Annotated in this window: 18 protein-coding genes; 9 read left to right on the top strand and 9 right to left on the bottom strand. The window is 72.3% G+C overall.

What is annotated here, in order from left to right; all coding sequences use genetic code 11:
* Window positions 1–139 precede the first annotated feature (139 nt).
* On the top strand, window positions 140–592 hold the full coding sequence (locus tag ACZ6SD_RS27715) for a universal stress protein (protein ID WP_465319941.1): 453 nt from the start codon (window positions 140–142) through the stop codon (window positions 590–592).
* A 46-nt stretch (window positions 593–638) separates the two neighbouring features.
* Here the strand turns inward: ACZ6SD_RS27715 and ACZ6SD_RS27720 are convergent, their stop codons facing one another.
* From ACZ6SD_RS27720 to ACZ6SD_RS27740, 5 genes are all read right to left on the bottom strand, one after another.
* Window positions 639–1,787 (bottom strand): hypothetical protein, encoded by a 1,149-nt coding sequence (locus tag ACZ6SD_RS27720; protein WP_465319942.1) that lies wholly within the window; start codon window positions 1,785–1,787, stop codon window positions 639–641.
* Window positions 1,784–2,899 (bottom strand): DUF6801 domain-containing protein, encoded by a 1,116-nt coding sequence (locus ACZ6SD_RS27725; protein WP_465319943.1) that lies wholly within the window; start codon window positions 2,897–2,899, stop codon window positions 1,784–1,786. The genes ACZ6SD_RS27720 and ACZ6SD_RS27725 overlap by 4 nt, the downstream gene beginning before the upstream one ends.
* A gap of 50 nt (window positions 2,900–2,949) precedes the next feature.
* The gene (locus tag ACZ6SD_RS27730; protein WP_465319944.1) at window positions 2,950–4,146 is read right to left on the bottom strand and encodes a hypothetical protein; all 1,197 of its coding nucleotides are present in this window, start codon (window positions 4,144–4,146) and stop codon (window positions 2,950–2,952) included.
* Window positions 4,147–4,339: 193 nt separating this feature from the next.
* Complete coding sequence (locus ACZ6SD_RS27735) at window positions 4,340–5,086, bottom strand: ABC transporter permease (RefSeq protein WP_465319971.1); 747 nt, start codon at window positions 5,084–5,086, stop codon at window positions 4,340–4,342.
* A 640-nt stretch (window positions 5,087–5,726) separates the two neighbouring features.
* Complete coding sequence (locus ACZ6SD_RS27740) at window positions 5,727–6,695, bottom strand: ABC transporter ATP-binding protein (RefSeq protein WP_465319945.1); 969 nt, start codon at window positions 6,693–6,695, stop codon at window positions 5,727–5,729.
* 229 nt (window positions 6,696–6,924) lie between these two features.
* Here ACZ6SD_RS27740 and ACZ6SD_RS27745 point away from each other — a divergent pair, with 229 nt between their 5' ends.
* The 6 genes from ACZ6SD_RS27745 (at window position 6,925) to ACZ6SD_RS27770 (ending at window position 20,648) form a co-directional block, all read left to right on the top strand.
* Complete coding sequence (locus ACZ6SD_RS27745) at window positions 6,925–8,118, top strand: lipase family protein (RefSeq protein ID WP_465319946.1); 1,194 nt, start codon at window positions 6,925–6,927, stop codon at window positions 8,116–8,118.
* A gap of 8 nt (window positions 8,119–8,126) precedes the next feature.
* Window positions 8,127–9,575 (top strand): MFS transporter, encoded by a 1,449-nt coding sequence (locus ACZ6SD_RS27750; protein ID WP_465319947.1) that lies wholly within the window; start codon window positions 8,127–8,129, stop codon window positions 9,573–9,575.
* A gap of 112 nt (window positions 9,576–9,687) precedes the next feature.
* Window positions 9,688–11,442, top strand: a complete 1,755-nt coding sequence (locus ACZ6SD_RS27755; protein WP_465319948.1) for a fatty acyl-AMP ligase — start codon at window positions 9,688–9,690, stop codon at window positions 11,440–11,442.
* A complete protein-coding gene (locus ACZ6SD_RS27760) occupies window positions 11,439–17,888 on the top strand; it encodes an SDR family NAD(P)-dependent oxidoreductase (RefSeq protein ID WP_465319949.1) in 6,450 nt (2,149 codons plus the stop codon). The genes ACZ6SD_RS27755 and ACZ6SD_RS27760 overlap by 4 nt, the downstream gene beginning before the upstream one ends.
* Before the next feature lie 23 nt (window positions 17,889–17,911).
* Window positions 17,912–19,483: an acyl-CoA carboxylase subunit beta gene (locus ACZ6SD_RS27765; protein WP_465319950.1), complete on the top strand. Its 1,572-nt coding sequence runs from the start codon at window positions 17,912–17,914 to the stop codon at window positions 19,481–19,483.
* A gap of 163 nt (window positions 19,484–19,646) precedes the next feature.
* A complete protein-coding gene (locus ACZ6SD_RS27770) occupies window positions 19,647–20,648 on the top strand; it encodes an alpha/beta hydrolase (RefSeq protein ID WP_465319951.1) in 1,002 nt (333 codons plus the stop codon).
* An 85-nt stretch (window positions 20,649–20,733) separates the two neighbouring features.
* On the opposite strand, the gene ACZ6SD_RS27775 is transcribed toward ACZ6SD_RS27770, so the two are convergent.
* From ACZ6SD_RS27775 to ACZ6SD_RS27790, 4 genes are all read right to left on the bottom strand, one after another.
* Window positions 20,734–21,447: a hypothetical protein gene (locus tag ACZ6SD_RS27775; protein ID WP_465319952.1), complete on the bottom strand. Its 714-nt coding sequence runs from the start codon at window positions 21,445–21,447 to the stop codon at window positions 20,734–20,736.
* Window positions 21,448–21,840: 393 nt separating this feature from the next.
* Window positions 21,841–22,635, bottom strand: a complete 795-nt coding sequence (locus ACZ6SD_RS27780; protein ID WP_465319953.1) for a helix-turn-helix domain-containing protein — start codon at window positions 22,633–22,635, stop codon at window positions 21,841–21,843.
* Window positions 22,636–22,654: 19 nt separating this feature from the next.
* The gene (locus ACZ6SD_RS27785) at window positions 22,655–22,870 is read right to left on the bottom strand and encodes a hypothetical protein (RefSeq protein WP_465319954.1); all 216 of its coding nucleotides are present in this window, start codon (window positions 22,868–22,870) and stop codon (window positions 22,655–22,657) included.
* Window positions 22,867–23,235 carry a hypothetical protein gene (locus ACZ6SD_RS27790; RefSeq protein ID WP_465319955.1) on the bottom strand — a complete coding sequence of 123 codons (369 nt, stop codon included), beginning with the start codon at window positions 23,233–23,235 and terminating at the stop codon, window positions 22,867–22,869. The genes ACZ6SD_RS27785 and ACZ6SD_RS27790 overlap by 4 nt, the downstream gene beginning before the upstream one ends.
* A 238-nt stretch (window positions 23,236–23,473) precedes the next feature.
* Between ACZ6SD_RS27790 and ACZ6SD_RS27795 the strand changes: the two genes are divergently transcribed.
* On the top strand, window positions 23,474–24,346 hold the full coding sequence (locus ACZ6SD_RS27795; protein WP_465319956.1) for a helix-turn-helix domain-containing protein: 873 nt from the start codon (window positions 23,474–23,476) through the stop codon (window positions 24,344–24,346).
* Between the two features lie 6 nt (window positions 24,347–24,352).
* Entirely contained in the window at window positions 24,353–24,547 is a 195-nt protein-coding gene (locus ACZ6SD_RS27800; protein ID WP_465319957.1) for a DUF397 domain-containing protein, read from the top strand.
* Window positions 24,548–24,590: the final 43 nt, after the last annotated feature.

The raw sequence follows: 24,590 nt of genomic DNA on the forward strand, positions 1-24,590 counted from the left end.
TGGCCAACTTCGTCTGGCTCTGGCCCATCCTCAACGGCGACTCCATCACCGAATGGCGCTGGCAGGCCGAACTCTGGCTCCCCTCCTGGCGCTGAGACCACGAGACCTTGTCCGGGCACACCTAGCAGTAAGGAAACCTATGACCGCCTACCGAACTATCGTCGTCGGAACCGACGGCTCCGACTCGTCGCTGCTCGCGGTCGAGCGCGCGGCGGCCGTCGCCGCCGACACCGGCGCCAAGCTGGTGATCGCGTGCGCCTACCAGGCGCCGGACCCGCACCGGGTCGAACGCGCCCAGGACACCCTCGGCGACGACGTGGCCTACCAGGTGGTCGGCCACAACCCGGCGGAGGAGACGGTGCGCACCGCGTTGGAGCGCGCCGCCAAGATGGGCGCCACCAACGTCGAGACCGTGGTGCGCGACGGCGCGCCGGTCCCGGTGCTGGCCAAGGTCGTGCGCAAGTTCGACGCCGACCTGCTCGTCGTCGGAAACCGCGGCCTCAACACCCTCGCGGGCCGCATTCTCGGCTCGGTGCCCGCCGAGGCGGCCCGCAAGTCCCGGGTGGACGTCCTGATCGTGCACACCACCTGACGGGCCCGGGGTCCCCGGGCGGTCCAGCCGCCCGGGGACCGCGCCATCACAGCAGGGGGAGCGTCCACACCGCGGGCACGGTGGCGCCGTCCGCGGTGCGGCTTCTGCCGACGACCTGGCCGAGGTTGTTCAGGCTGTGGGCCTGCGCGTGGTCGCCGCCGAGCGTCGGGAGGTCGAGTCGCCGTCCGGCCCGCCACACCCAGGAGCGGAACTGGGTGAGCGAGGTGATGGTGTGGATGAGCACGTCGCCCCGGTCGTTGACCGCGAAGGGGATCGTGGTGCCGTCCAGGACGCCGAGGTCGGTGGCCTGGCCCGCGTGCCACCGAAGTCCCCGCAGGACGCCGCCCGCGTCGATGCCCAGGCCGACGGCGTAGTCGCCGTGCGGGCTGATCCCCATGACCGCGGTGGCTGTCGAGGTCAGCGCGGGCAGGGGCGCGACTCGATCGCCGGTCCATCGCACCGCCGTGTAGCCGCCCGTCGCGCTCATCGCGGTCCCGTAGACCTGCCCGGCGCGGTCGATGCCGGTCACCTGCACGGTCTTGTCGCCTTCGGGGTTCAGCGCGGGCAGCCGCGCGCACGCGCCGGTGGTGTCGCAGCGGAACGCGTAGGACGGCCCGACGCCCTGGTAGTTCCGCACGGCCCCGGCGACCTGCCCGTCGGCGTTCCACACCAGTTCCTCAAGGTGTTCCGGCGTCGGTCCTGGCACGGTCAGCTCCGTGACCGCGCCGCGCCGCCAGACACCCACCCGTTTCACCGTCGTTCCCGGCAGGCGGTAGGTCACCAGGACCTCGCCGCTGTCGTTGATCCCGACCGCGATGCTGTGCTCGGCCTGGGGGACCAGCCGGATCGCTTGGCCGTCCCGCCACAGCACGGCCTTCATGGTGTTGCCGGTCGCGTCCGGTTCGGCGCCGACGGCGTGGCCGAAGACGTTGGCGTCCACGGCTTGCCCGGGGCCGAGGTCCGTGGCCCGTCCCAGCCGCCAGGACAGCGCCCGCGACCCCAGCGCCGTCCTGTCGCCCGCGGTGCCGACGATCTGGCCCAGCTCGGTGATGTGCAGGGCCGTGCCGTGGGTCAGCCCGGCGGGTATCGGCAGCGCGGCCACGGTGACCGACAGTCCCGGCAGCGCCGCCGCGGGCAGTGGGGCCATTACGGCGGCGACGGCGGCGAGCACGCACGCCGGTGCGGCGATTCTCATGACGAGTGGGTTCCTCTCGTGGGGGCGAGTCCCGCGCGCAGGCGGACTTCGAGGGTGTTCCCCGGCCCGGCGATCGCGTCGTTGACCGCGGTGGTGAGCGGGCCGCACCCGGTCACCGGGGGGATCGAGTAGGCGGCGGTCAGGACACCGCCCGCCACCGGGTCGAAGCCGGGAGCCGACCGCGGCGCGAGGGTCACGGTGGTCCCGCAGGACGGGGACGCGGCGAGCGGGTGGCCGAACAGGGTGATCCGGGGAAACCGGACCGTGACCGTCGATTCGGTGCTCAGCACCCCGTCGACCAAGGCGCCAGTTGTCGGCCCGGTGGGTGTGAACGTCACTTCGGCCTGGGCTGGGAGCAGCCCGAACAGGCGGACCGGCACGCTGGTCGGGTCGAGTCGGACGTCGGCGGTGTACGCCCCGGTCCGCACGTCCAGCCTGCCGTCGACCTGGCCGCTCAGGCTCACGGCGGTGCCCCGGACCGACGTCGACCCGGTGAGCGCGAAGCTCTGGGCGACGATCACCGGCTCGGGGACGTTCGGGCCGAGGACGAACAGGACGGGGTCCTGGCCTGGGGCCTGTCGGCACGCCATGCGCACCGGCTCGGGCACCACCGCCTCACCGGGTCGTTGCAGGACCAGGTCGAGGTCGACGGCCCCCACCAGGAACTCCATCCGGGTCGAGGCCGAGGTCACCGACGGGTGCGCGCCGGTGGCGACCAGGTCGAGGCCGCCGGACGGCGACACGGGGGTCCGCGGGATGGTTGTCGGCAGCCGCATCGGGAGCGTCACGTCGGTGGTCCGCACGGCGGTTTCCACGGTCGCCGCGCCATGGATGGTCTCTATGGCCACCATGCGGAAGAGGTCCACCACCTCTGGCGAGAGCGCGATCACCGCCTCGAACGGGATCGTCCCGGTCGGCTGGCCGACGCCGACAGACGCGGGCACGTCGGTGGTGAACCGGATGGGCACCGGCTGCTCCCCGATCAACGGGAAGGAGCACATGTAGTCCAGCGTGCGGGTGACCGGTGCGGCCGAGGCCGTCCCCGCCCCCACTGTCAGTCCACTCGCGACGAAGATGGCGGCCGCCACGGCCGCGCGGATTCTGTTGCGCACTGTTCGCTCCCCCCAGGATGTGACGGTTGATCAGCGGTGCCGCGTTCGGTTCAGATCAGCGGTGCGACGACCCACTTCAGCGCCTGGCCGCCGCCGTTGGCCGCCACGCCGCGGCCGACGATGACGCCCCAGTTGTTCAGGGCGACCGGCTCGCTGGCCTGCCCGCCGACGGTGCCCAGGTCGGTGGTGCGGCCGTTGCGCCACAGGAACGCGCGCCGCTGGCCGTCGCCGTCCGCGCTCCAGCCGACGACGTCGCCGAAGTCGTTCACCGCGACGGCCTGGCTTTGGTGGCCCGGCGGCGTCCCGAGGTCGATGGCCTGGCCGCGTCGCCACAGGGTGGCCCGGGTCAGCCCGCCCGCGTCGATGGTGTGGCCCACCACGTCGCCGGACTCGTTGACCGCCTGCGGGCCGGGCGCGACCGTCGCCGACGCCTCGCCGCCCAGCGGCGGCAGCACGCTCACCTGGTCGCCGTCCCAGCGCAGCGCGTGCGTGGTCTGCCCTTCCGCGGTCCCGACGAGCACGCCTTTCTCGTTCGCCGCGCTCACCGAGTACCGCCCCGCTGGCCCCGGCAGCCGGACGCAGCGCGCCGCGTCGCAGCGGAAGGCGAACGAGTCCGCGCCGAACATGGGCAGGTAGGCGCCCGCGACCGTGCCCCGGTCGGTGACCACGTTGAGGCTCAGGTGCGGCCCGCTCGCCCCGGGCGGCTCGATCGGGGTCAGCGTCCCGCCGGAGAAGACCGCCGCCCGCTCCTGGTGGTAGCCCGACGGGCTCGCCGAGTACGTCATCGGCACCACCCCGTCCCGGTTGACCACGCTGGTGACGACCAGCCCGGACCCGGGCGGGGTGAGGTCGGTCGTCGTGCCGCGGTGCCACAGCCGGGGCTGCTGGACGTAGGTCCCGTACCCGCCCAGGTACTCCCAGCCGACCACCTGTCCGCGGTTGTTGATCCCGCTCGCGTGCCCGCCGCCGAGGTCGGTGACCGTGCGGCCCGACCACAGCACCGCCCGCGACGGCGCGGGCCCTGGGGTGCTGGTGCCCGCGATCTGCCCGAGGTCGTTGACCGCCACCGCCTCCGCCCGGGTGTGGCCGGGCAGCGCGGGCAGCACCACGGCCGAGAGCAGGGGGTTGACCGGCAGCGACGCCCCTTGGGTCGGCGGAGCCGTGGCGAGCGGGATGGCGACGGCCACCACCGCGGCGAGCAGGACGGGCCTGCGGTGCTGTCTGGCGAGGTCTCCGATTCGGGACATGGTTCTCCGATGGTCGCCGACGGGCGGAAAGCGCCAGGCGAGGCTATCGGGGTGATCATGCCCGCGGCATGCGCCGGATAGTGGAAACCTGGAGTTTGGCCTATCGGTGACAGAACCGGAGGTCTATCAGCGCCACCGGAAATCAGGCGGGCATTCTGTCACCCGCGATCATCTTTTCCGGAATACGCGGAGATCAACTCGTCCGGCGGAAGTTCCGCGCCGCCAGCGCGCCGCCGAGCAGGGCGGTCCCGGCGGCCAGGCCGAGGGCGGCGGTCAGCGACCAGCCCAGCGGCATGCCCAGCGCGAGCGCCCGGGTGGCGTCGATGGCGTAGGTGACCGGGTTGCACAGGGCGACCGCGCGGATCCAGCCGGGCATCGCGTCGACCGGCATGTACGCGCTGGAGCCGAACATCAGCGGGAACATGACGATGAACGACACCGCCTGCATCGTCTCCGGCTTGCTCTGCCAGGTGGCGATGGCGATGAAGATCCAGCTCAGCCCCCACCCGACGGCGACGGTCAGCAGCACGGCCACGGTCACGCCGAACAGCCCGCCTGGCCGGAATCCGAGGAACAGCACCGCCGCGAGCACCGCGACGACCTGCTGCACGGCCAGCCGCACCGCGTCGGACACCGTCCGGGCGACCAGCACCGAGATCAGGTTGATCGGCATCGTCCGCAGCCTGCCGATGAACCCGGTGTAGATCTCGGTGAGCAGGCCGACCCCGGAGCTCATCGCGGTCGTCATGGCGATGTTGACCAGCGTCGCGGGCATCAGGAAGTTGATGTACCCCTGGTATTGGGTCACGCCCGGCAGCGTCCCGATCCCGCTGAACACCTGGCTGAACAGCAGCAGCATCACCACCGGCTGCAGCAGCCCGAAGAACACCAGCCGGTAGTCGCCGAACGCGGCCCGCAGCGACCGCTCGCTGAGCACCATGACCTGGGTGAGCGCGTTGCTCGGCCGCCACCGGTCCGCCCGGGGCGGCGACCCGGAGGCCAGGTCGAGGTACAGCCGCACGGTGTCGTCGGACCGGCCGCGCGTGCCAGCGGCGTGCCTGCTCACCTTCTTGCCCCGCTCGCGCCCGGTCTTGCCGGTCTCCCGCTCAGCCGAACCGGAGCCCCGCCGCTTCGGCTCGCCCGATTCCCGCTCGGACCGCTTCCGCCGCTCGCCTGGGTCCCGTTCGCCCTGCTCAGCGGGCCGCCGCCGTGCGTCACCGGCCCGAGCGCCTGGCTGCCGCTTGTCGCCGCTCGCCCGGGTGTCGGCCGCCCGCCGGTTCGCGCCCGCCCGGATCTCGCCTGACCCAGGGCCGCCGCGCCGTGCCGCGTCGCCGGTTCGCGCGGCCCGCCCGCCCTCCGGCTCGCGGGTGACGCGGGCGTCCGCCCCGCCCGACCGCTGCCCGGCCGCCTGCGCGCGCCGCGCGGACCCGCCTGCCCCGGGGTCGTGGGGTTGCCGTGCCCTCGGGGCGGACTCGCGGGCTCGCCGGGGGGCGTCGGCGCTGTCGCCGTGTGAATCGGTTCGCATGCGGGCTTGCTCTTGCGCCTTTCTGAACGACGGGTCCGGCCTGCGGCGGGCCGCGTCACGCTGTCTGTCCGACGACCTGGGCGGCTTTCTCCTGCGCCGCTCGGTGCAGGGCGACGTACACGTCGTCCAGGGTGGGCTCGGTGACGGTCAGGTCCATGATCGGCAGCCCGGCCGAGTCCAGGGCGCGGACCAGCAGCGCGATGTCGCCCGGCTCGGCCAGCGGGATCTGCACCGCGCAGATCCCGAAGTCGGCCAGCGGGGTCATCCCGGCGTAGCCGAGCACGCCGACGGCGTAGTGCGTGGCCCGCGCGTCGGGGAAGCGGACCGACGCGGTGCGCTGCCCGATGCCCGCCTTGAGTCGTTCCGGGGTGCCGGAGGCGACCACGTGCCCGCCCGCGAGCACGACGATGTCGTGCGCGAGCCGGTCGGCTTCCTCCAGGTACTGGGTGGTGAGCACGACCGTGGTGCCGTCCTTGGCGAGCTTCTCCACCAGCTCCCACAGCCCGGACCGGCTCACCGGGTCGAGGCCGGTGCTGGGCTCGTCGAGGAACAGCACGTCCGGTCCGGCGATCATGCCGACCGCGAGGTCCAGCCGCCTGCGCATGCCGCCGGAGTAGGTGGCGGCCTTGCGGTCGGCTGCCTCGATCAGGTCGAAGCTGGTCAGCAGCTCCTCGGCGCGGTCGTCGGCCTGCTTGCGGCTCGCGCCGAGCAGCCGGGCGACGAGCATCAGGTTGGCCCGGCCGGTCATGGTGTCGTCCACGGAGGTGAACTGGCTGGTCATGCCGATGTGCCTGCGCACGTGGTGGCCGAAGCGGGCCACGTCCCACCCGCACACCTTCGCGGTGCCGGAGGTGGGTTTCGACCGGGTGGCGAGGATGTCGACCAGGGTCGTCTTGCCCGCGCCGTTGTGGCCGAGGACGCCCAGCACGACGCCGGGGCCGACTTGCAGCGAGACGTCGGTCAGCGCCTGCACCTGGCCATAGCTCTTGCCGAGGCCGGTGACCTCGATCCGGGGCCGTGGCATGGGGTTGTCCTTCGCGCTGGGAGGCCGATCCGCCCCCGACGATACCGGCGGAGGCGGCCAAACCGCCCTAGTGGCGCGCGATTTGACGCGGAGTTATCGGTTGTTGACAACTTCTCAGTAATCATTTTTTGGCGTTTCGGTGACAACGGCGACCGGCAAACTGCTCGGTTGCCGCGAATAACCACGCGCACCGTCGACATGGGATTGTGACGGCGTTAACGTCCCCGTCATGCCCTCTCCTCGCCGGGTGCTTCCTTTGTTGGCCGTCGCTGTGGCGACGGCCGCGGTCTTGGCCGTCCCCAGTGGTCCGGCCACTGCCGCGGACATCCCGGTCGGCCCGCTGGGGGAGGCGTTCTACACCCCGCCCGCGCCGCTGTCCGGCGCGCCCGGCGACCCGATCTGGTACCGGCCAGCGGCCGTCTCCGTGGCCGAGTCGAACCAGGCGACCGCCCACACTGTCCTATACCGGTCCGTCAACGCGACCGGCCAGGACATCGCGGTCTCGGGCACGGTGTTCGTGCCGAAGGCCCCCTATGACGGTGTCCGCCCGATCGTCGGGCTCGCGCCGGGGACGCAGGGCATCGGCGACAAGTGCGCGCCGTCGAAGGCGTTCGTCGCGGGCACCGAGTACGAGGCGCTCGCCGTGGGCGAGTTGCTCAAGCGGGGTTGGGCCGTGGCGGTCACCGACTACGAGGGCCTGGGCACGCCCGGCGACCACACCTACGTGGTCGGCCGGTCCGAGGGCCATGCGCTGCTCGACGTGGTGCGCGCGGCGACCCGGCTGCCCGCGACCGGGCTCCGTCCGGGCGGGAAGGTCGCGCTCACCGGCTACTCGCAGGGCGGCGGTGGCGCGGCGTGGGCCGCGGAGCGGCAGCCCGAGTACGCGCCGGAGTTGAACCTGGTCGGCGTCGCGGCGGGCGGCGTGCCCGCCGACCTGACCGCGGTGGCCAAGACGCTCGACGGCAGCCTCGGGTTCGGCCTGCTGATGTTCGCCGCGGTCGGCCTGGACGCCGCCTACCCGGAGTTGAACCTCGAAGGCTACCTCAACGCCGCGGGCAAGACGGAGTTCGCCAACCGGGAGCGGTGCGTCGGCGACATCGGGGCCTACGCGTTCCGGCGGATCTCCGACTACACGACCAAGAACCCGCTGCTCGACCCGGGCTGGCAGCGGCGGCTCGCGGAGAACCGCCTCGGCTCCCGCCCGCCGACGGCCCCGGTGTTCCTCTACCACGGCGTCCTGGACGAGCTGGTGCCTTTCGGACAGGCCGACGCGTTGCGCAGGGAATACTGCGCGAAAGGCGTCTCGGTGCGCTGGAACGTCTATATCGGTGAGCATCTGACTACATTCCTGACCGGTCGTGGTGACGCTTTCACGTTTCTCGCCGACCGTTTCGCTGGCAAGCCCGCGGCGCGCGGCTGTTGAGTCCTTCCGTGACCGCCCCCGACAATTCCGCGCCCGGTCGCGGCCGTGTTCTGGCCACGATCGCGCTGATCGCGTTCTTGTCGACGGCGGACAACACGGTGGTGGCCGCGGCGGCGCCGTCGATCGCCGGTGAGCTGGCGCTCGGGGTGACCGCGACGCAGGGGATCACGGTCGCTTACCTGCTTCCGTTCGCCGGTTTGCTGCTCGCCGCCGGTCCGGTGGTCGACCGGTTCGGCGAGCGGGCCGCGCTGCGCGCCGGGCTGGCCGTGTTCGCCGCGGGCACGGTGCTCGCGGCGTGCGCGCGCGCCGTCGAGCCGCTGCTCGCGGGCCGGGTCTTGCAGGGGTTGGCCGCCGCGCTGCTGGTTCCGGCGACGTTGAGCCTGGTCCGCACCCGCCTGGTTCCCGCGGACCGGCCCAAGGGCGCGGCGGTGTGGACCATCGCGCTCGCCTTGGCGCTGGCCTCGGGTCCGGTCGTCGGCGGGTTCGTCAGCGCGTCCACGCACTGGAGCTGGGTGTTCTGGGGCGTGCTGCCGCTGCTCGCGGCGACCTGGGCCGCGCTGCCCGGCCCCGGCCCGAGGACGGCGCCGCGCCCGGTCGACCGGCTCGGCATGGTCCTGGCCGGGGTGGCGATGCTGCTGGTCACCGCCGCCCTGCTGAGTCTGGCCGAGGGCGGCGAGTGGTCGGTGGCGCTCGCTGTCGCGGGCGTGGCCGCCGCGCTGGTGTTCGCCGTTCGCGACCGGCGCTCGGCCGCCCCGGTGCTGCCGTCCGCGCTGGTGGGCGCGCCCCTGTTCCGCGGCGCGCTGCTGGTGCAGACGCTGTGGGGGCTCGGGGTCACGGGCATCACCGTGGTCACGCCGCTGGTGCACCAGCGCTGGCTGGGGCTGGGCCCGGCGGAGGCCGCGCTGCCGCTGGCCGCGGTCGCGGCGGCGCTCATCTTCACCGCGCCGTGGGTGCCCAAAGCGCAGGCCCGGTTAGGCGCGCCTGCCGCGGTCGCGGCGGGTCTCGTCGTGGTCGGGGCGGGTCTCGCGGCGGTCGCCGCGGTCAACCACCTGCCCTCGGTCGGCCCCCGGGTGCCCGGTCTGCTGCTGGTGGGCATCGGGTCGGCGTTCACCGTCCCGCTGACCACCATGGCCCTCGATTCGGCCGACGACCGGCTGGCCGGGGCGGCTTCGGGCGTGCTCAGCGCGGCGCGGGAGTTCGCTGGGGCGCTGGGGGTCGCGCTGGTCGCGGTGCTGATCGCGGGCGCGGGCGACGGACCGGCCCTGGCGGGGGGCTACACCCGCGCCCTGCTGGTCGCCGCCGCGCTGCAATTGGCCGCGGCCGTGGTCGCCGCGCGGCTGCGGCCAAACTTGTCGTTTGTCCACAACGCGAACCTGGGCACGACTCATAATTATGACAAGTCGGCCGCTGGGAAGTCGCGGTTACCTTTAGCGCGTACTGCCGTTGTTGACGAGTGACTGGCGACAGAATTACCGTACCTAAGCGACCATTTTTCCACACCCGGAAATATGAGGCAGTCGCGTTTCTCTCGTCCGGTGTCGATGTGGCCCCCTGGTGAGGACTGTGCAGATGAGTTCCGCGATAGCGCACGGCGGGTCGGCCGCCACCGAGGACTTGCCCGGCTTGCTCGGCAGGTGGGCTGCGCAGGACCCCGACGGCGTGGCCGTCAACCACCTCGACTTCAGCACGCACAGCGGCGGCGCGCAGACCAGTTGGACCTGGCGCGACCTGGACGCGCGGGTCGGCGCCGTGGCGGCCTGGTTGCAGCGCCGCATCGGCAAGGGCGAGCCGGTGGCCGTCCTGATCGGACAGACGCCGGACTACATCGCCGCCTTCCTCGGCGCGCTGCGCGCGGGCGCCGCGGCTGTCCCGCTGTTCACCCCGGACCTGCCCGGCCACGGCGACCGGCTCGCCTCGGTGCTGCGCGACTGCGCCGCCGGGACCGTGCTCACCACGCAGGGCAGCGCGCCAGCGGTCGCGGCGTTCATCGAGACCCACCGGCTGCCGGTGGCCCAGGTCGTGTGCGTCGACACCCTGCCCACCGCGATCGCGGCGCACTTCGAGCCGGTCGCGCTGGCCCCGGCCGACCTGGCGTACCTGCAATACACCTCCGGCTCGACCGGCGACCCGCGCGGCGTCATGATCACCCACGGCAACGTGGTCGCCAACGCCCGCCAGGCCGTGCGCGCCTACAACGTGCGCCGCGAGTCGGTGACGGTGAGCTGGCTGCCGCTGTTCCACGACATGGGCCTGGTGCTGTCGGTCGCCGCGCCGCTGGTGGTGGGCATCCGCACGGTGCTGATGGACCCGCTGGCGTTCATCGAGCGGCCCGAGCGCTGGCTGCGCGCGCTCTCAGCGAACCCGGTCGCGGTCACCGCGGCCCCCAACTTCGCCTACGCCTATTGCGCTTCCCGGGTGTCGGACTGGGAGAAGTCCCGGCTGCGTCTGGAGAACGTGGGCGTGCTGATCGACGGCAGCGAGCCGGTGCTGCCCGGGATCATCGATCGTTTCCACGCCGCGTTCGCCGCGTGCGGGCTGCGCCCCGAGGCGCACCGGCCCTCCTACGGCCTGGCGGAGGCGACGGTGTTCGTCTCGGCCAGCACGCCTGACCGGCCGGCGGTGGTCCGCCATTTCGAGCGGACCTCCTTGGCCGCGGGCAAGGCTGTCGAGGTGTCCGCGGACGCCGAGGACGTCGTGGCGCTGGTCTCTTGTGGACAGCCGATCGACCAGGGCGTGCTGGTGGTGGACCCGAAGACCAGGCGGCCCCGGCCCGACTGCGAGGTCGGCGAGATCTGGGTGGCGGGCCCGAATGTGGGCCAGGGCTACTGGCAGCGGCCGGAGGAGAGCGGGCGCGCGTTCCACAACGCGGTCAACGGCGCCGACGCCCCGGACGGCCCGTGGCTGGCCACGGGCGACCTGGGCATGTGGTGCGACGGCGAGTTGTACATCACCGGGCGGATCAAGGACCTCATCGTCGTGGACGGCCGCAACCACTACCCGCACGACGTGGAGCGCACCGCCGAGGGCGCGCACGCCGCGATCCGGCCGCGCAACGTCGTGGCGTTCTCGCTGAGCGGCCCGGAGGGCGAGCAGGCCGTGGTGCTGGCCGAGCGGGCCAAGACGGTGGCGCCGGAGGCGCTGGACCGCGCCGAGGTCGACCGCGCCGTGCGCGCCGCCGTCGCCGAGCGGCACGGCCTCGCCCTGCGCGAGGTCCGCGTGGTCGAGCCGGATTCGTTGCCCCGCACCTCCAGCGGCAAGATCTCGCGCACCGCGTGCCGCGAGCGCTACCTTGCCGCCGTACTCACAGAAACAGGCCGAGCATGAGCGTTGAGGGCGTCGAGGACCAGGTCAGGGATCTGGTCGGCTGGCTGGTCGAGCGGGTCGCGCGGATCGCGGGGCTGGCCCCGGCCGCGATCGACCCCGAGCGGTCGCTGCACGAGTACGGACTGTCCTCACGGGACATGGTGGGCCTGGTCGGCGAACTCGGCGCGCACGCGGGCCGGACGCTGCCGTCGACCTTCGGCTACCAGCACCCGAGCATCGCCGCGTTGGCCGAGGCGGTGGCCGACGCGCGCCCGGCGCCCGCGCGGGCGCGTGGCCCAGTGCAGGCGCCGGGGGAGCCGATCGCCGTGGTCGGCCTCGGGTGCAGGCTGCCCGGCGGGATCGACTCGCCCGCCGCGTTCTGGGATCTGCTGATCCGAGGCGAAGACGCGATCGGCACCCGCCCCGAGGGCCGGTGGCGCGGTCCCGACCACGTGCTTGACGACCTGCCCGCCGCGGGCGGCTACCTCGATGACGTGGCCGGGTTCGACGCCGCGTTCTTCGGCATCACCCCGCGCGAGGCGGCGGTGATGGACCCGCAGCAGCGGATCGTGCTGGAGGTCGCCTGGGCGGCGCTGGAGCACGCGGGCATCGCGCCCGGCACGCTGCGCGGCACCCGCACGGGTGTCTACATGGGAGTGTCAGCCACCGAGTACGGCATGTTCACCATGGGCGACCTCGCGGGCATCGACGCCTGGTCGGGCACCGGGGCGGCGGCGAGCGTGATCGCCAACCGCCTGTCGTACCTGCTCGACCTGCGCGGCCCGAGCATGGTCGTGGACACGGCGTGCTCGTCGTCGCTGGTCGCGGTGCACCACGCGGTGCAGGGCCTGCGCCGGGGCGAGGCGGACGCGGCGATCGTCGGCGGCGTCAACCTCATGCTCACCCCCGGGGTGACGGCGAACTTCGACAGCGCGGGCGTGCTCGCCCCGGACGGCCGGTGCAAGGCGTTCGACGCGTCGGCGGACGGGATCGTGCGCGGCGAGGGCTGCGGCGTGGTCGTGCTGCGCAGGCTCAGCGACGCCCGCGCCAACGGCGACCGGGTGCTGGCCCTGATCAACGGCAGCGCCACCAACTCTGACGGCCGCTCCAACGGCATGATGGCCCCGAACCCGGACGCGCAGCGGGCGCTGCTCGCCGAGGTCTACCCGGCCGCCGAGATCGATCCGGCCACTGTGGACTATGTGGAGGCGCACGGCACCGGCACGCTGCTCGGCGACCCGATCGAGGCGGGCGCGTTGGGCGCGGTTCTCGGCGCGGGCCGGGGCGCGGGCAGGCCGCTGCTGATCGGCTCGGTGAAGACGAACCTGGGCCACCTGGAGGGCGCGGCGGGCATCGTCGGGCTCATCAAGGTCGTGCTGTCGCTCACGCACGGCCGCATTCCGGCGAGCCTGCATTTCGACAAGCCCAACCCGCACATCGATTTCGACGCGCTCAATCTCCGGGTCGCCGCGGAGGGCACGCCGTGGCCGAGGTATTCGGGCCTGGCCTACGCGGGGGTGTCGGCGTTCGGTTTCGGCGGCAGCAACGCGCATGTGGTGTTGGAGGAGTGGCCGACCGCGCCCGCGCCGCGCGCGGTCGACACCGACCGCCCGGAGGTTTTCGCGCTGTCGGCTGCTTCGACCGAGAGCCTGCGCGCCCGCGCCGCCGATCTCGCCGACTGGCTGGAGTCCCCGGCTGGCTTGCGCGCCGCGCTGCCCGATGTGGCCGGTGTGCTGGTGAACCGCCGCGACCACATGGCCGTCCGCGCCGCGGTCGTGGGCGCGGGCCGCGCGGAGGCGGTCGGGGGTTTGCGCGCGCTCGCTGAGGACACCCCGTCCTCCGCTGTGGTCGTCGGCGGCCCGGTGCGCGGACGCGGGCCGGTGTTCGTCTTCTCCGGTTTCGGCTCCTACTGGCCGGGCATGGGCGGCGAGTTGCTGGCCGAGCCCGCTTTCCGCGCCGCCGTGGACGAGTTGGAGCCGCTGTTCGTCGCCGAGGCGGGTTTCTCGCTGCGGGAAGTCCTCGCGGGCGGCGAGTCCGTGGGCTTCGCCGTGGCCGCGCCCGCGCTGTATGGCATGCAGATCGCCCTGGCCGCGCTGTGGCGCGCGCACGGCGTCCGCCCGGCCGCCGTGTTGGGTCACTCGGTCGGCGAGGTCGCCGCGGCGGTGGTCGCGGGCGCGCTTGACCAGGCCCAGGGCCTGCGCGTGGTGCTCACCCGCACGGCGCTGCTCGCGGGCATCGAGAGCGGCGGCGAGGGCGCGATGGCCGTGCTGGAGCTGTCCGAGGCCGAGTTCGCCAGTCTCGCCGAGCGGTTCCCCGGCGTCGAGATCGCCGTGCACGCCTCACCCGAGCAGTGCACCGTCACCGGTCCCGCCGCGGCCGTCGCCGACCTGGTCGCGCACGTCGAGGGCTTGGGCAGGCTGGCGCGCAGGCTCGCCGTGGGCGGCGCGGGCCACGCCCCGACCGTCGACTCGTACCTCGACGGGTTCCGCGCCGACCTGGCCGGGCTCGCCCCGGCCGAGCCGGTGACGCCGTGCTTCTCCAGCGTCCTGGACGACCCGACCGACCAGCCCGCCTTCGACGCCGACTACTGGGCGGCGAACCTGCGCAGGCCGGTCCGCTTCACCCAGGCCGTCGCCGCCGCCCTCGCCGCGGGCCACACGACGTTCGTGGAGATTTCCCCGCACCCCATCGCGCTCACCGGCGTCGAGCAGACCGCCGCCGCGCGCGGGGCCGCCGTGCTCGCCCTCGCCTCGCTGCGCCGCGACACCGGTGTCGCCGAGTGGCTGCGCGCCGTCGCCGCCCTGCACGTCGGCGGCGACTCGGCCGCCCTCGCCGCGCGCTACCCCAGCGCCCCGGTGCTGGACCTGCCCGGCCCGGTGTGGCGGCACGAGCGGCACTGGGCTCCCGACCCGGCTCCGGCGGCGGGCGCGGGGCACCCGCTGCTCGGCGCGCACGTCGAGCTTCCCGACGACGGAACCCACGTCTGGCAGGCCGATCTCAGCGCCGACCCGCTGCCGTGGCTGGCCGACCACCGCGCCTACGGCGTCGTGGTGCTGCCCGGCGCCGCGTTCCTTGAGGTGGCCCTGTCCGCCGGTCGGGCCGCGCTGGGCACGACCGCCGTCGAGGTGGTCGACGTGGAGTTGGCCGAGTTCCTGGCGCTGGGCCAGGCGACGACGCTGAGCACCACGCTGGATTCAGCGGGCCGGGTCACCGTGCGCTCTCGGTCGGCTGACGGGGCGTGGACCACGCACGCCACCGCGACCGTGCGCGCCGCGACCGCCGACCCGCTCGGCGAGCTTCCCGCCGAGCGCGCGGGCGAGCCGCTGGACCTCTACGCCGCGTTCGCCGCGAGCGGCCAGGACTACGGCCCCGCCTTCCGCGGCCTCAGCGAGGTCGTCGCCGAGCCGGGCTGGGCGAGCGCCCAGGTCCGGCTGCCCGCCGAGGCGGGCGGTCACCGCCGCTTCGCCCTGCACCCCGCGCTGTCCGACGCCTGCCTGCACGCGCTGGCCGCCGCGGTGTTCGGGCTGCCCGGCACGCACGGCCGCTACGTGCCGACCGCGATCGGTCGCGCCCGCGTGGTCGGCGACCCGGCGCGCGGTGTGCGCGCCGTGGCGACGATGGGTGTCGCCGACAGCCGCACCCTGCTCGGCACGGTGTGGCTGCTCGACGCGGACGGCCAGGTCGTGGTCGAGCTGTCCGACGTCCGCGCCGCCGCGCTGGGCCAGACCCCGGGCGCGTGGCCGGAACTGGCTGTCGAGCGCCGCTGGGACGCCGCGCCGCTGCCGGTCGCCGCCGCGGCCGAGCCGCGCTCCTGGGTGCTGGTCGCTGACGGCGAGCCCGCCCTGTCCGACCTCGCCGCCGAACTGGCCGCGACCGGCGACGACGTGCGCGCCGCCGACCTTGGCACGCTGGCCGAAGCGTTGCGCGACAACCCTTCCGGCGTCGTGCTCGTCGCCGGACCGCCCGCCCGCTACCGCGACCCGGCCCGCGCCGAGGCCCTGGTGCACACCGCGGCCAAGGTCGTCGCCGTGCTCGCCGAGTCCGGCGCGACGCCGCCGCGGCTGTGGCTGGCCACGACCGGAGCCACCGCCGTCGACGGCAACCCCGGCGAGCCTGGCCTGGCGTGTCTGCGCGGCCTGGTGCGGGTGCTCGCCTTCGAGCACCCCGAGTTGCGCGCGACCCTGGTCGACCTCGACGCCGAGTCCGGCGCCCGCGCCGCCGCCGCGGAGTTGCGCGCCGACCGCGACGACGACGAGGTGCTGTGGCGGCACGGGCGGCGGCTGCGCGCCCGGCTGGCCGCGGCGTCGGTCGAGGCGGCCGACCCGGACCAGCCGCTGGTCCGCGACGGCGCCTACGTGATCACCGGTGGTCTCGGCGAGCTGGGCAGGCTGGTCGCGGCCTGGCTGGCCGAGGCGGGCGCGACCCGGATCGTGCTGGCGGGCCGCACGCACCGGCCGGAGGTCGACGCGCTCGTCCGGTCGGCCGACGCCCAGGTCGAGGTGGTGCTCGGCGACCTCGCCGAACCTGGTTTCGCCGACCGCCTCATCGAGCACGCCCAGCGCGACGGCGTGCCGCTGCGCGGTGTCGTGCACGCGGCGGGTGTGCTGGACGACCAGCCCGCCGCGCTGCTCACCGAAGCCGCCATCGCCCGCGTGTGGCGGGCGAAGGCGCTTGGCGGCCTGCGTCTGCACGAGGCCACCGCGGCGATTCCGCTGGACTGGTGGGTGGCGTTCTCCTCGATCGCGGGCCTGGTCGGCTCGCCGGGGCAGGCCGCGTACGCCACGGCGAACGCCTGGCTCGACGCGCTGGTCGACGCCCGCCGCGCCGAGGGCCTGCCCGCGGTGACGGTCAACTGGGGCGCGTGGGCGGGGGAGAGCGGCGAGAGCCGCGCCAACGCCGTGCTCGCCGAACTGGAGCCGGAGCAGGGCATGGCCGCCCTCGCCGGGCTGCTCGCCCACGACCGCTCCGGCGTCGGCGTCGCCCGCCTCGACATCCCCCGCACGCTCGCGCTGTTCCCCGACCTGGGCCGCAGGCCGTTCCTCGCTGGGCTCGCGGGCGGGGCCGCCGCGGACGTGCCGACCGGCTGGGCCGGGCTGGCGGCGCTGCGGTCGCTGCCTGACCCGCGCACGGCGGTGCTCGACCACCTCGTCACCGGGTTGGCCGCGCTCATCGGCGCCGCGCCGGAGTCGGTCGACCGGTCGGCCGCGCTCACCGGGCTCGGCCTGGACTCGCTGATGGCGATGCGGCTGCGCGCGGGCGTGCAGCGCGACTTCGAGACCACGTTGCCGGTGTCGCTGCTGCTGCGCGGGGCGAGCCTGCGCGAGGTGGCCGACCACATCGCCGATGAGCTGGACTTGCCCGCCGCGCTGGCTCCTGTTGCCGAGTCGACGGCCGCCGAGCCCGCGCCGGTGATCGGCCCCCGGGACCCGACCGAGCGCTGGTTGGCGCTGGTGTGGACCGACGCCCTGGGCAGCGAGCCCGCTGGCGTGCACCGCAGCTTCTTCGACCTCGGCGGCGACGACGCCGCGGTCCGGCGGGTGCACGAGGCCGTCAGCGACCGGCTCGCCGACGCGGCCCCGCCGGTGGCCGCCCTGTTCGCCCGGCCGACCATCGCCGAGATGGCCGACCTGCTGCGCGCCGAGGTCGAGGGCGCCACCGACGGCGTGCTGAACACGTTGCGCGCCACCGGAAACGGTGTGCCGCTGCTGCTGTTCCACCCGGCGGGCGGGCCGACCAGCGTCTACCACCCGCTGGTTTCCGAGCTGCCGGAAGGGTTCCCGGTCTACGGCTTCGAGCGGCTGGACGACGAGTCCACAGTGGAGGGCAAGGCCCATCGCTATCTGGAGATGCTGCGCGAGATCCAGCCGGTGGGCCCGTACCGGCTCGGCGGCTGGTCGTTCGGCGGCTGCCTGGCCTACGAGGTGGCGCACCTGCTCACCGAGCTGGGCGAGCGGGTGGAGCAGGTCGTGCTGATCGACACGATCCTGCCGCTGCGCGGCGAGGAGCCCGAGAGCGACCGGCTGCTGCTCGACCGGTTCGACCGCTTCGCCGAGCACGTCGAGCAGACCTACGGCGTCGCGCTCGACCTGTCGGTGCTGCCCACCCTGCCCGAGGACGACCAGATCGGCTACGTGATCGACCGGCTCGCGGCCTTGCCGCAGATGGGCGAGGCGGTGCTGCGCCACCAGTACACGTCCTATGTGGACGCCCGGGTGGCCGAGCGCTACCGGCCCCGCCCGTACTCCGGCCGCGTGGTGCTGCTGCGCGCCACCGACCCGCACCCGCTGACCACCACGCTCGACCCGCGTTACCTGCGGGCCGACGACGCTCTCGGCTGGGACGAGCTGTGCTCGGATCTGCACGTCGTCCGCGTGCCGGGGGACCACCTGACGATGATCGACCCGCCGAGGGTGAGCACGCTCGCCCGGTGCCTGGCCCGAACACTCGCCTCGCCCGCGCGGGTCTGAGGCTAGGGACAAGGAGGTCCACCATGGCCGTTCCCGAAGGCGCGGGAGCCGCGGTCGGCGAACTGCTGCTGCGCTCGGAGCAACTGGCGCGGCAGGAGAAGCGGGCGGCGGACCGGCAGCACCCGAAGGGGAAGCTGACCGCGCGGGAGCGGGTGCTGGCGCTGGTGGACGCCGGGTCGTTCGTGGAGCTGGACGAGTTCGTCCAGCACGGCTGCCGGGACTTCGGCCTCGACGCCGACCGCCCCTTCGGCGACGGCGTCGTCGCCGGACACGCCACAGTGGACGGTCGGCCGATCGCGGTGTTCGCCCAGGACTTCAGCGTCTACGGCGGCAGCATCGGCGAGGCGGGCGGCGCGAAGGTCATCAAGGTCATGGACCTCGCCGCCAAGATCGGCTGCCCGGTCATCGGCATCAACGACGGCGGCGGCGCGCGCATCCAGGAAGGCGTCGCCTCCCTGGCGCTCTACGCCCAGCAGGCCGTGCGGCACACCAACGCCTCCGGGGTCATCCCGCAGATTTCGATGATCCTGGGCCCGTGCGCGGGCGGCGCGGTCTACGCCCCGGCGCTGACCGACTTCACCGTCATGGTCGAGGACACCTCGCACATGGTCGTCACCGGCCCGGACGTGGTGCGCGCGGCCACCGGCGAGTCGGTCACCCTCGATGAGCTGGGCGGCCCGCGCACCAACGCCAGCGTCTCCGGCAACGCGCATTACCTGGCGCGCGACGAGGACGACGCGTTCGACTGGGTCAAGACCCTGCTGGGCTACCTGCCGTCCAACAATCTCGGCGCGGCCCCGGAGTACGCCGACGACACCGCCGCCGCGATCACCGACCGCGACCGCGAGCTGAACGGGATCGTCCCGGACGGCGAGAACCGCGGCTACGACATGACCGAGGTGATCGCCCGCGTCGTGGACGACGGCGAGTTTCTCCAGGTGCACCAGGCGTTCGCGCCCAACATGATCGTCGGCTTCGCCCGGGTCGCCGGCCGCTCGGTCGGCGTGGTGGCCAACCAGCCGCTGTTCTCCGCTGGCGCCATCGACATCGACGCCTCCGAGAAGGCGGCCCGGTTCGTGCGCTTCTGCGACGCGTTCGGCGTGCCGCTGCTGACCTTCGCCGACGTGCCCGGCTACATGCCCGGCGTCGACCAGGAGCGCGGCGGCATCATCCGCCGCGGCGCGAAGCTGCTCTACGCCTACGCTGAGGCCACCGTGCCGCAGGTGACGGTCGTGGTGCGCAAGGCGTACGGCGGCGGCTACGCGGTGATGGGCTCCAAGCATCTGGGCGCGGACGTGAACCTGGCCTGGCCGACCGCGCGCATCGCCGTGGTCGGCACCGAGGCCGCGGTCCAGGTCCTGCACCGCCGCGAACTGGCCGCGCTGTCCGGACAGGAGCGCGCCGACCGCGAGCGCGAGTTGGCCGCCCAGCACCACGACACCATCGGAACCCCTTACGCGGCGGCCGAACGCGGCTATGTGGACGCGGTCATCGAGCCGTCCCACACCCGGCTCGCGGTCACCCGCGCGCTGCGGATGCTGCGCGACAAAACCGTGTCCGGGCCCGCCCGCAAGCACGGAAACATTCCGCTATGAGGCCCGGCCTTGTGCGGCGCCCACCCGTGAAGTAAGACAAGCCGTGACGTAAGACAAGCTGTGAAGCAAGAGCTGTGAAGCAAGAGCCGTGAAGCAAGAGCCGTGAAGCAAGAGCCGTGATGTAAGAACTGTGCACCACGAAGCTGTGATCCCGGAGGTCCGCATGACCCGTTTACGCCCCGTCACCCGTTGGGTCGCGGGCTTCGCCGTCGCCGCCGCGGTGGCCGTCCCCCTGACCATCCCGAGTGCCCAGGCCGCGCCGTCCGCGGTCGGCGTCACCGCTGACGACGGCGCCAAGGTCGTCAGTGAGACCCGCATCGACGCGAGAACCGTCGATCTGGACATCGCCTCCCCGGCGCTGGGCTTCACCGGCAAGGTCCGCCTGCTGCTTCCGTCCAATTGGGACGCTCAGCCCACCCGCACCTGGCCGTCGCTGTGGCTGCTGCACGGCTGCTGCGAGGACAAGGACTACCAGTCCTGGACGCACTTCACCGACGTCGAGGAGTTCACCGCCAACAAGGACGTCCTGGTCGTCATGCCGACCGACGGCCAGGTCGGCATGTACACCTCGTGGTGGAACTTCGGCGGCACCAACAAGCCGGACTGGGAGACCTTCCACACCACCGAGGTCAGGCAGATTGTCGAACGCGGCTACCGCGCCAACGACGTCCGTGTCGCGGCTGGCCTGTCCATCGGCGGCTACGGCGCGCTGGCCTACACGTTCCGCCACAAGGGCATGTTCCGTGCGGCGGCGAGCTACAGCGGCATCCCGAACACCATGCTGTGGGGCGTGCCGCAGTTCATCAACGGCATCGTCGTGAGCGAGGGCCTGCTGTTCTACGCCCTGTGGGGCAACGAGTACCTCCAGCGCAGCATCTGGACCTCCCGCAACCCCTACGACAACGCCGAGGCGTTCCGCGGCGTCGGCCTCTACATCTCCAGCGGCAACGGCTCCGCGGGTCCCCTGGACAAGGCGGGCGCGTTCGACCTGATCGAGCCGCTGTCCCTCCAGTCCTCCAAGAGCTTCACCGACCGGATGCGCCAGAAGGGCATCGCCGTCACCGTGAACTACTACGGCAACGGCACCCACACTTGGCCCTACTGGGAGCGCGAGCTCAAGAACTCCTGGCCCGTCCTGGCCAAGGGCTTGGGCCTGCCCGCCTGATTTCCCGGGCGTCTTCTCCTGGACGCCGCCGACACCGGCCCCGCGCCTGACTCCAGTTCGGTTGCGCGGGGCCGGTGCTCGGTCATCAGCCGGTCAGCGCGAGCGTTCGGCGTTCGGCGATCCTCTGGTTGAGTTCGAGCCCATTGATGTCCGCGGTGGGCTGGAGGTCCCAGGTGTTGTCCTCTTTCAGGACCGCGGTCATGGAGTAGACGTTGACGGGGAAAGCGACATGGAGCGGATGGGTGATCGCCCCAATATCCAGCACCTGGCCCTGCTGGAACGTGCCCGCGGCCAGGTAGTACTGAGGCGTCGGGGTGAAGGTCAGGGGCAGGTTGGGCTGTGCCTGCACCGCGAACGTGCCGGATCCCGCCATGCCGATGCCGACGGAAGCCTGCCGCAAGGGGAGGGTGCCCTCCTGGGTGACGTACAGCGTCCCCCTCTGCGGCTGATTCCCGAAGGATGTGGACTCGAACGTGTAGGCGCCGCCGGTGCGGGTGAATCCGATCTGGTTGCCCGCGGCGGTAGCGGTCGAGGCTCCGAGTTCACTGGGATCCGCGGGCCACGCCTGCGAGGCGTCGAAGAAGACACCCGGCTTCAGCTCCCCGGTCTCAGACCAGATGAACGAGTAGTCGACGGTCCACCTGAACGTCTGGATGGTGCTCGGGTGAGCCGGTTTGGAGAACCACGCTAGCGACATCACGTCGGGATTGCCGATGTCGGGGTCCTGCTGGAACACGCACATGTCGAACAAGTTGGTGGAATCGTTTACAACCCGGAGGGTGTACTGGGTTCCCGTCATGTGGATCTCGCTTCCTGTGAGAGGTGTGATCGAGCGCCGCGGCCCCCATCGTGGGGCAGGCACTGGCGCTGGAACAGCGGATGCACCCCTTCGGGAAGGATGGCCCCTTTCTGACTCGGATGGCGGGGGAGAGCTCGCGGAGCGGTGACATGACGCGGTTCCGCTCACTGTGTTGCGAACTTTTCCCCACAGGGGCACCAGTGGGGTGCGCCCCGTGGGGCTGACCGAAGGGGAATGTTGACGAACCGTGGTCGATCCCGGGTCGGCCCGCGGCCCGCGAAGTCGCTGGATCGAGTCTGAAACCGCGACCTTCGGGTCGCTGAACCGACCCGGTGTGACCACCATTCCCGGCGTTTTCCCTTTCTCCGGGCGCGTCCGAGGCGCCCGGTGCGGTCACAGCCTGTCGGCGATGTCGTGGATGAGGGCGATGGAGTCGTCGTGGGGGAGGGCGGCTTCGGCCAAGGTGTCGAAGGCGGCTTTGCAGGCGGTGACTTCGGCGGGGCGGTGCAGGCGGGTCGCGCCCGCGATGTGTTCGACGCAGGCGATTTCGGGGTCGTGGGGGTGGGGGAGGTCGAGGATGGTGAAGGAGCCGATGAGGGCGATCGGGGGTTGGGGGCCCGGGGGAATGACCTGGATGGTGACGTTGTCGAGGTCGGCGAGCGCGGCGATGTGCCGCAGTTGCACGACCATGTGCGGCCGGTTCCGGGTCAGCGTGCCGTGGTCGGTGATCAGGTGCAGGCGCAGCGGCGGGTCCTCGGTGAGGCGCTGTTGCCGCCGTTGGTTGACCAGGACGGTGACGGTGCTTTGGCCCATCGCCCGGGTGTGGTCGGGGATTTGCACGAGTCCGTGTAGCGCGCCGAGTTGGTAGGACCGGACCCGGGTGGCCTGTGCTTCCAGCGGCACGTACCCGCGGTCGTCCAGCCCGAATTTGCGCCACCAGCCGGGCGACTTCGCCTCTTCCCGCAGCGCGACGAACGGTTCCCATTCGTTGACCGGGATTCCGTAGAGGTCGAGCATGGCCAACAGTTCGTGGTGGCTGGGCACCTGGAAGGTCTCCAGCCTGCTGATCTTGCGGTTGTTGAAGTTCAGCCGGGCGGCGACTTCCTCTTGGGTGAGCCCGGCTTTCTGGCGTAGTTCGCGCAGGGTGTGGGCCAGGGTCCGGACGCGGAGGCTGGGTTCGATGCTCAATGGTGTTCCTGTCGGCAAGTCAGATCAGATGGTTGATGGCGACGTGGGTGATCCGGTAGTGCACCTTCACCGCGGCCACCGGGTCGATGGTCGCGGCGGCCACCCCGAATCCGCAGGGCCGGAACGCGCACAGGTACCAGGTGTCGCCGTCCTGGTCGGTCGCCGTCGCGCAGAACGGCGTCACCTGCTCGGTGGCGCCGAACTGGGGCCGCTGGGTGTTCGCGCGGCGGCTCACCGGGCGCCGTCCGGTGGCCGGGGGAAGCTTTTCGGCAGCACGAAGTCGGCCGGGACCGCCCGCAGCCGGGGCAGGCCCGACCCGGGCGGGGTGAGCGTCATGACCCACCGCAGCACCCACACCGCCGGACCGGTGTAGTCGGCGATCACGTGTGTGGGCGCGAACTCGTCGCCCCCGTCCTCGCGCGGGGTGCGGTAGGCGATGCCCGCCCCCGGCCCCCACACGATCGCCACGTCGCACACCGTGGGCCAGGTCAGCACCGCGCCGAAGCCGTCGTGGCCGGGGAGGGCGTGGATCGCCCACCGCCGTCTGCGAAGCTCGCGAAGCCAGAACTCGACGTCGACAGGGTTGCGCGCGTCGGTCACGGCCCCGCCCTCCTCCGCATGTGCTCGATGGTCTCGATGTGCTCGATCGGGTCATTCCACTGGTCACGGGGAGCAGTCACTCGACAACTACCGGTACCTTCGGCAAGGATGCATCCGTCAGACACCAAACGCAACCCTTGCATAAGATGGGACTGCATCTGTCACCGGTTTGGGTTGCGCGTGGATCGCGGCCACACTTGCGTGGCTCCGACTTGAGGAGTGAGGAAGGATCGACACCGTGGCACAGAAGAAGCAGACGCCTACCGTCCGGCTGCGTCGGTTGGCGTCCGAACTGCGCCGTCTTCGCAACGAGGCGGACCTGAGCCGGGAAGAGGTCAGCGACAAGACCGGCATCAACAACGCGACCCTCTACCGCGTCGAGACCGCCAAGGCCCGTCCCCAGATGCGCACCCTGGCGGCGATGCTCAACCTCTACGAGGTGGACGCCGACCAGCGGGAGTACCTGGTCACGCTCTGCCGCGAGGCGGGCCAGCAGGGCTGGCTGCGCCCCTACCACTCGGATCTGCCCGAGGAGTACACCGCCTACATCAGCTTCGAGAGCGAGGCGGCCAGCGTCCGCAACTACGAGTCGCTGTTCATCCCCGGCCTGCTCCAGACCGAGGACTACGTCCGCGCGGTGATCACCGGAATGCTTCCGGCCGCCACCGACACTGAGGTCGAAGACCGCGTCAAGGCCCGCATGGAACGCCAAGTCGTTTTGACCAAGGACTCACCGATCAAGCTCTGGGCCATCCTCGATGAAGCGGCCTTGCGTCGGGTGGTCGGTGGTCCGGCGGTGATGCGCGCCCAGCTCGAACACCTGGCCAGGGCGGTGAAAGCCCCGAACGTCACGTTCCAGGTGATCCCGTTTGAGGCCGGTGCCCACCCTGGGATGCCGGGGGAGTTCGCTCTCATGGACTTTGCCGATCCGATGGATAGCGATCTCATCTACATCGACAGCATGGCCGGTGATCTCTTCTTGGAGTCCGACGCGGAAGTGCGTCGCTACCGCTCCATGTTTGACCACTTGGCTGCCGTGGCCTTGAGCCCCAATGATTCGGCATCACTGATGGCGAAGATATCCGACGGATACAAAGTGAAGGGCGGATAGATAACAATGAGCAATGTCGATCTGTCACGCGTGGCTTGGCGGAAGAGTTCGCGGAGCAGCGCCAACGGTCAGTGCGTCGAGGTCGCTTACCTTGGCGAGAACCAGGTGGTGACGCGTGACAGCAAGCTGGGCGGCACGGAAGCCGTGCTGTTCTTCGGTGCTCAGCAGTGGGGCGCCTTCGTGCGCGGTGTGAATCGGTAACCAGGCTCCCCACCGAGAAGATGCGTGAAGCCCGTCTCCCACG

It is taken from the genome of Actinokineospora sp. NPDC051303 (assembly GCF_055586285.1).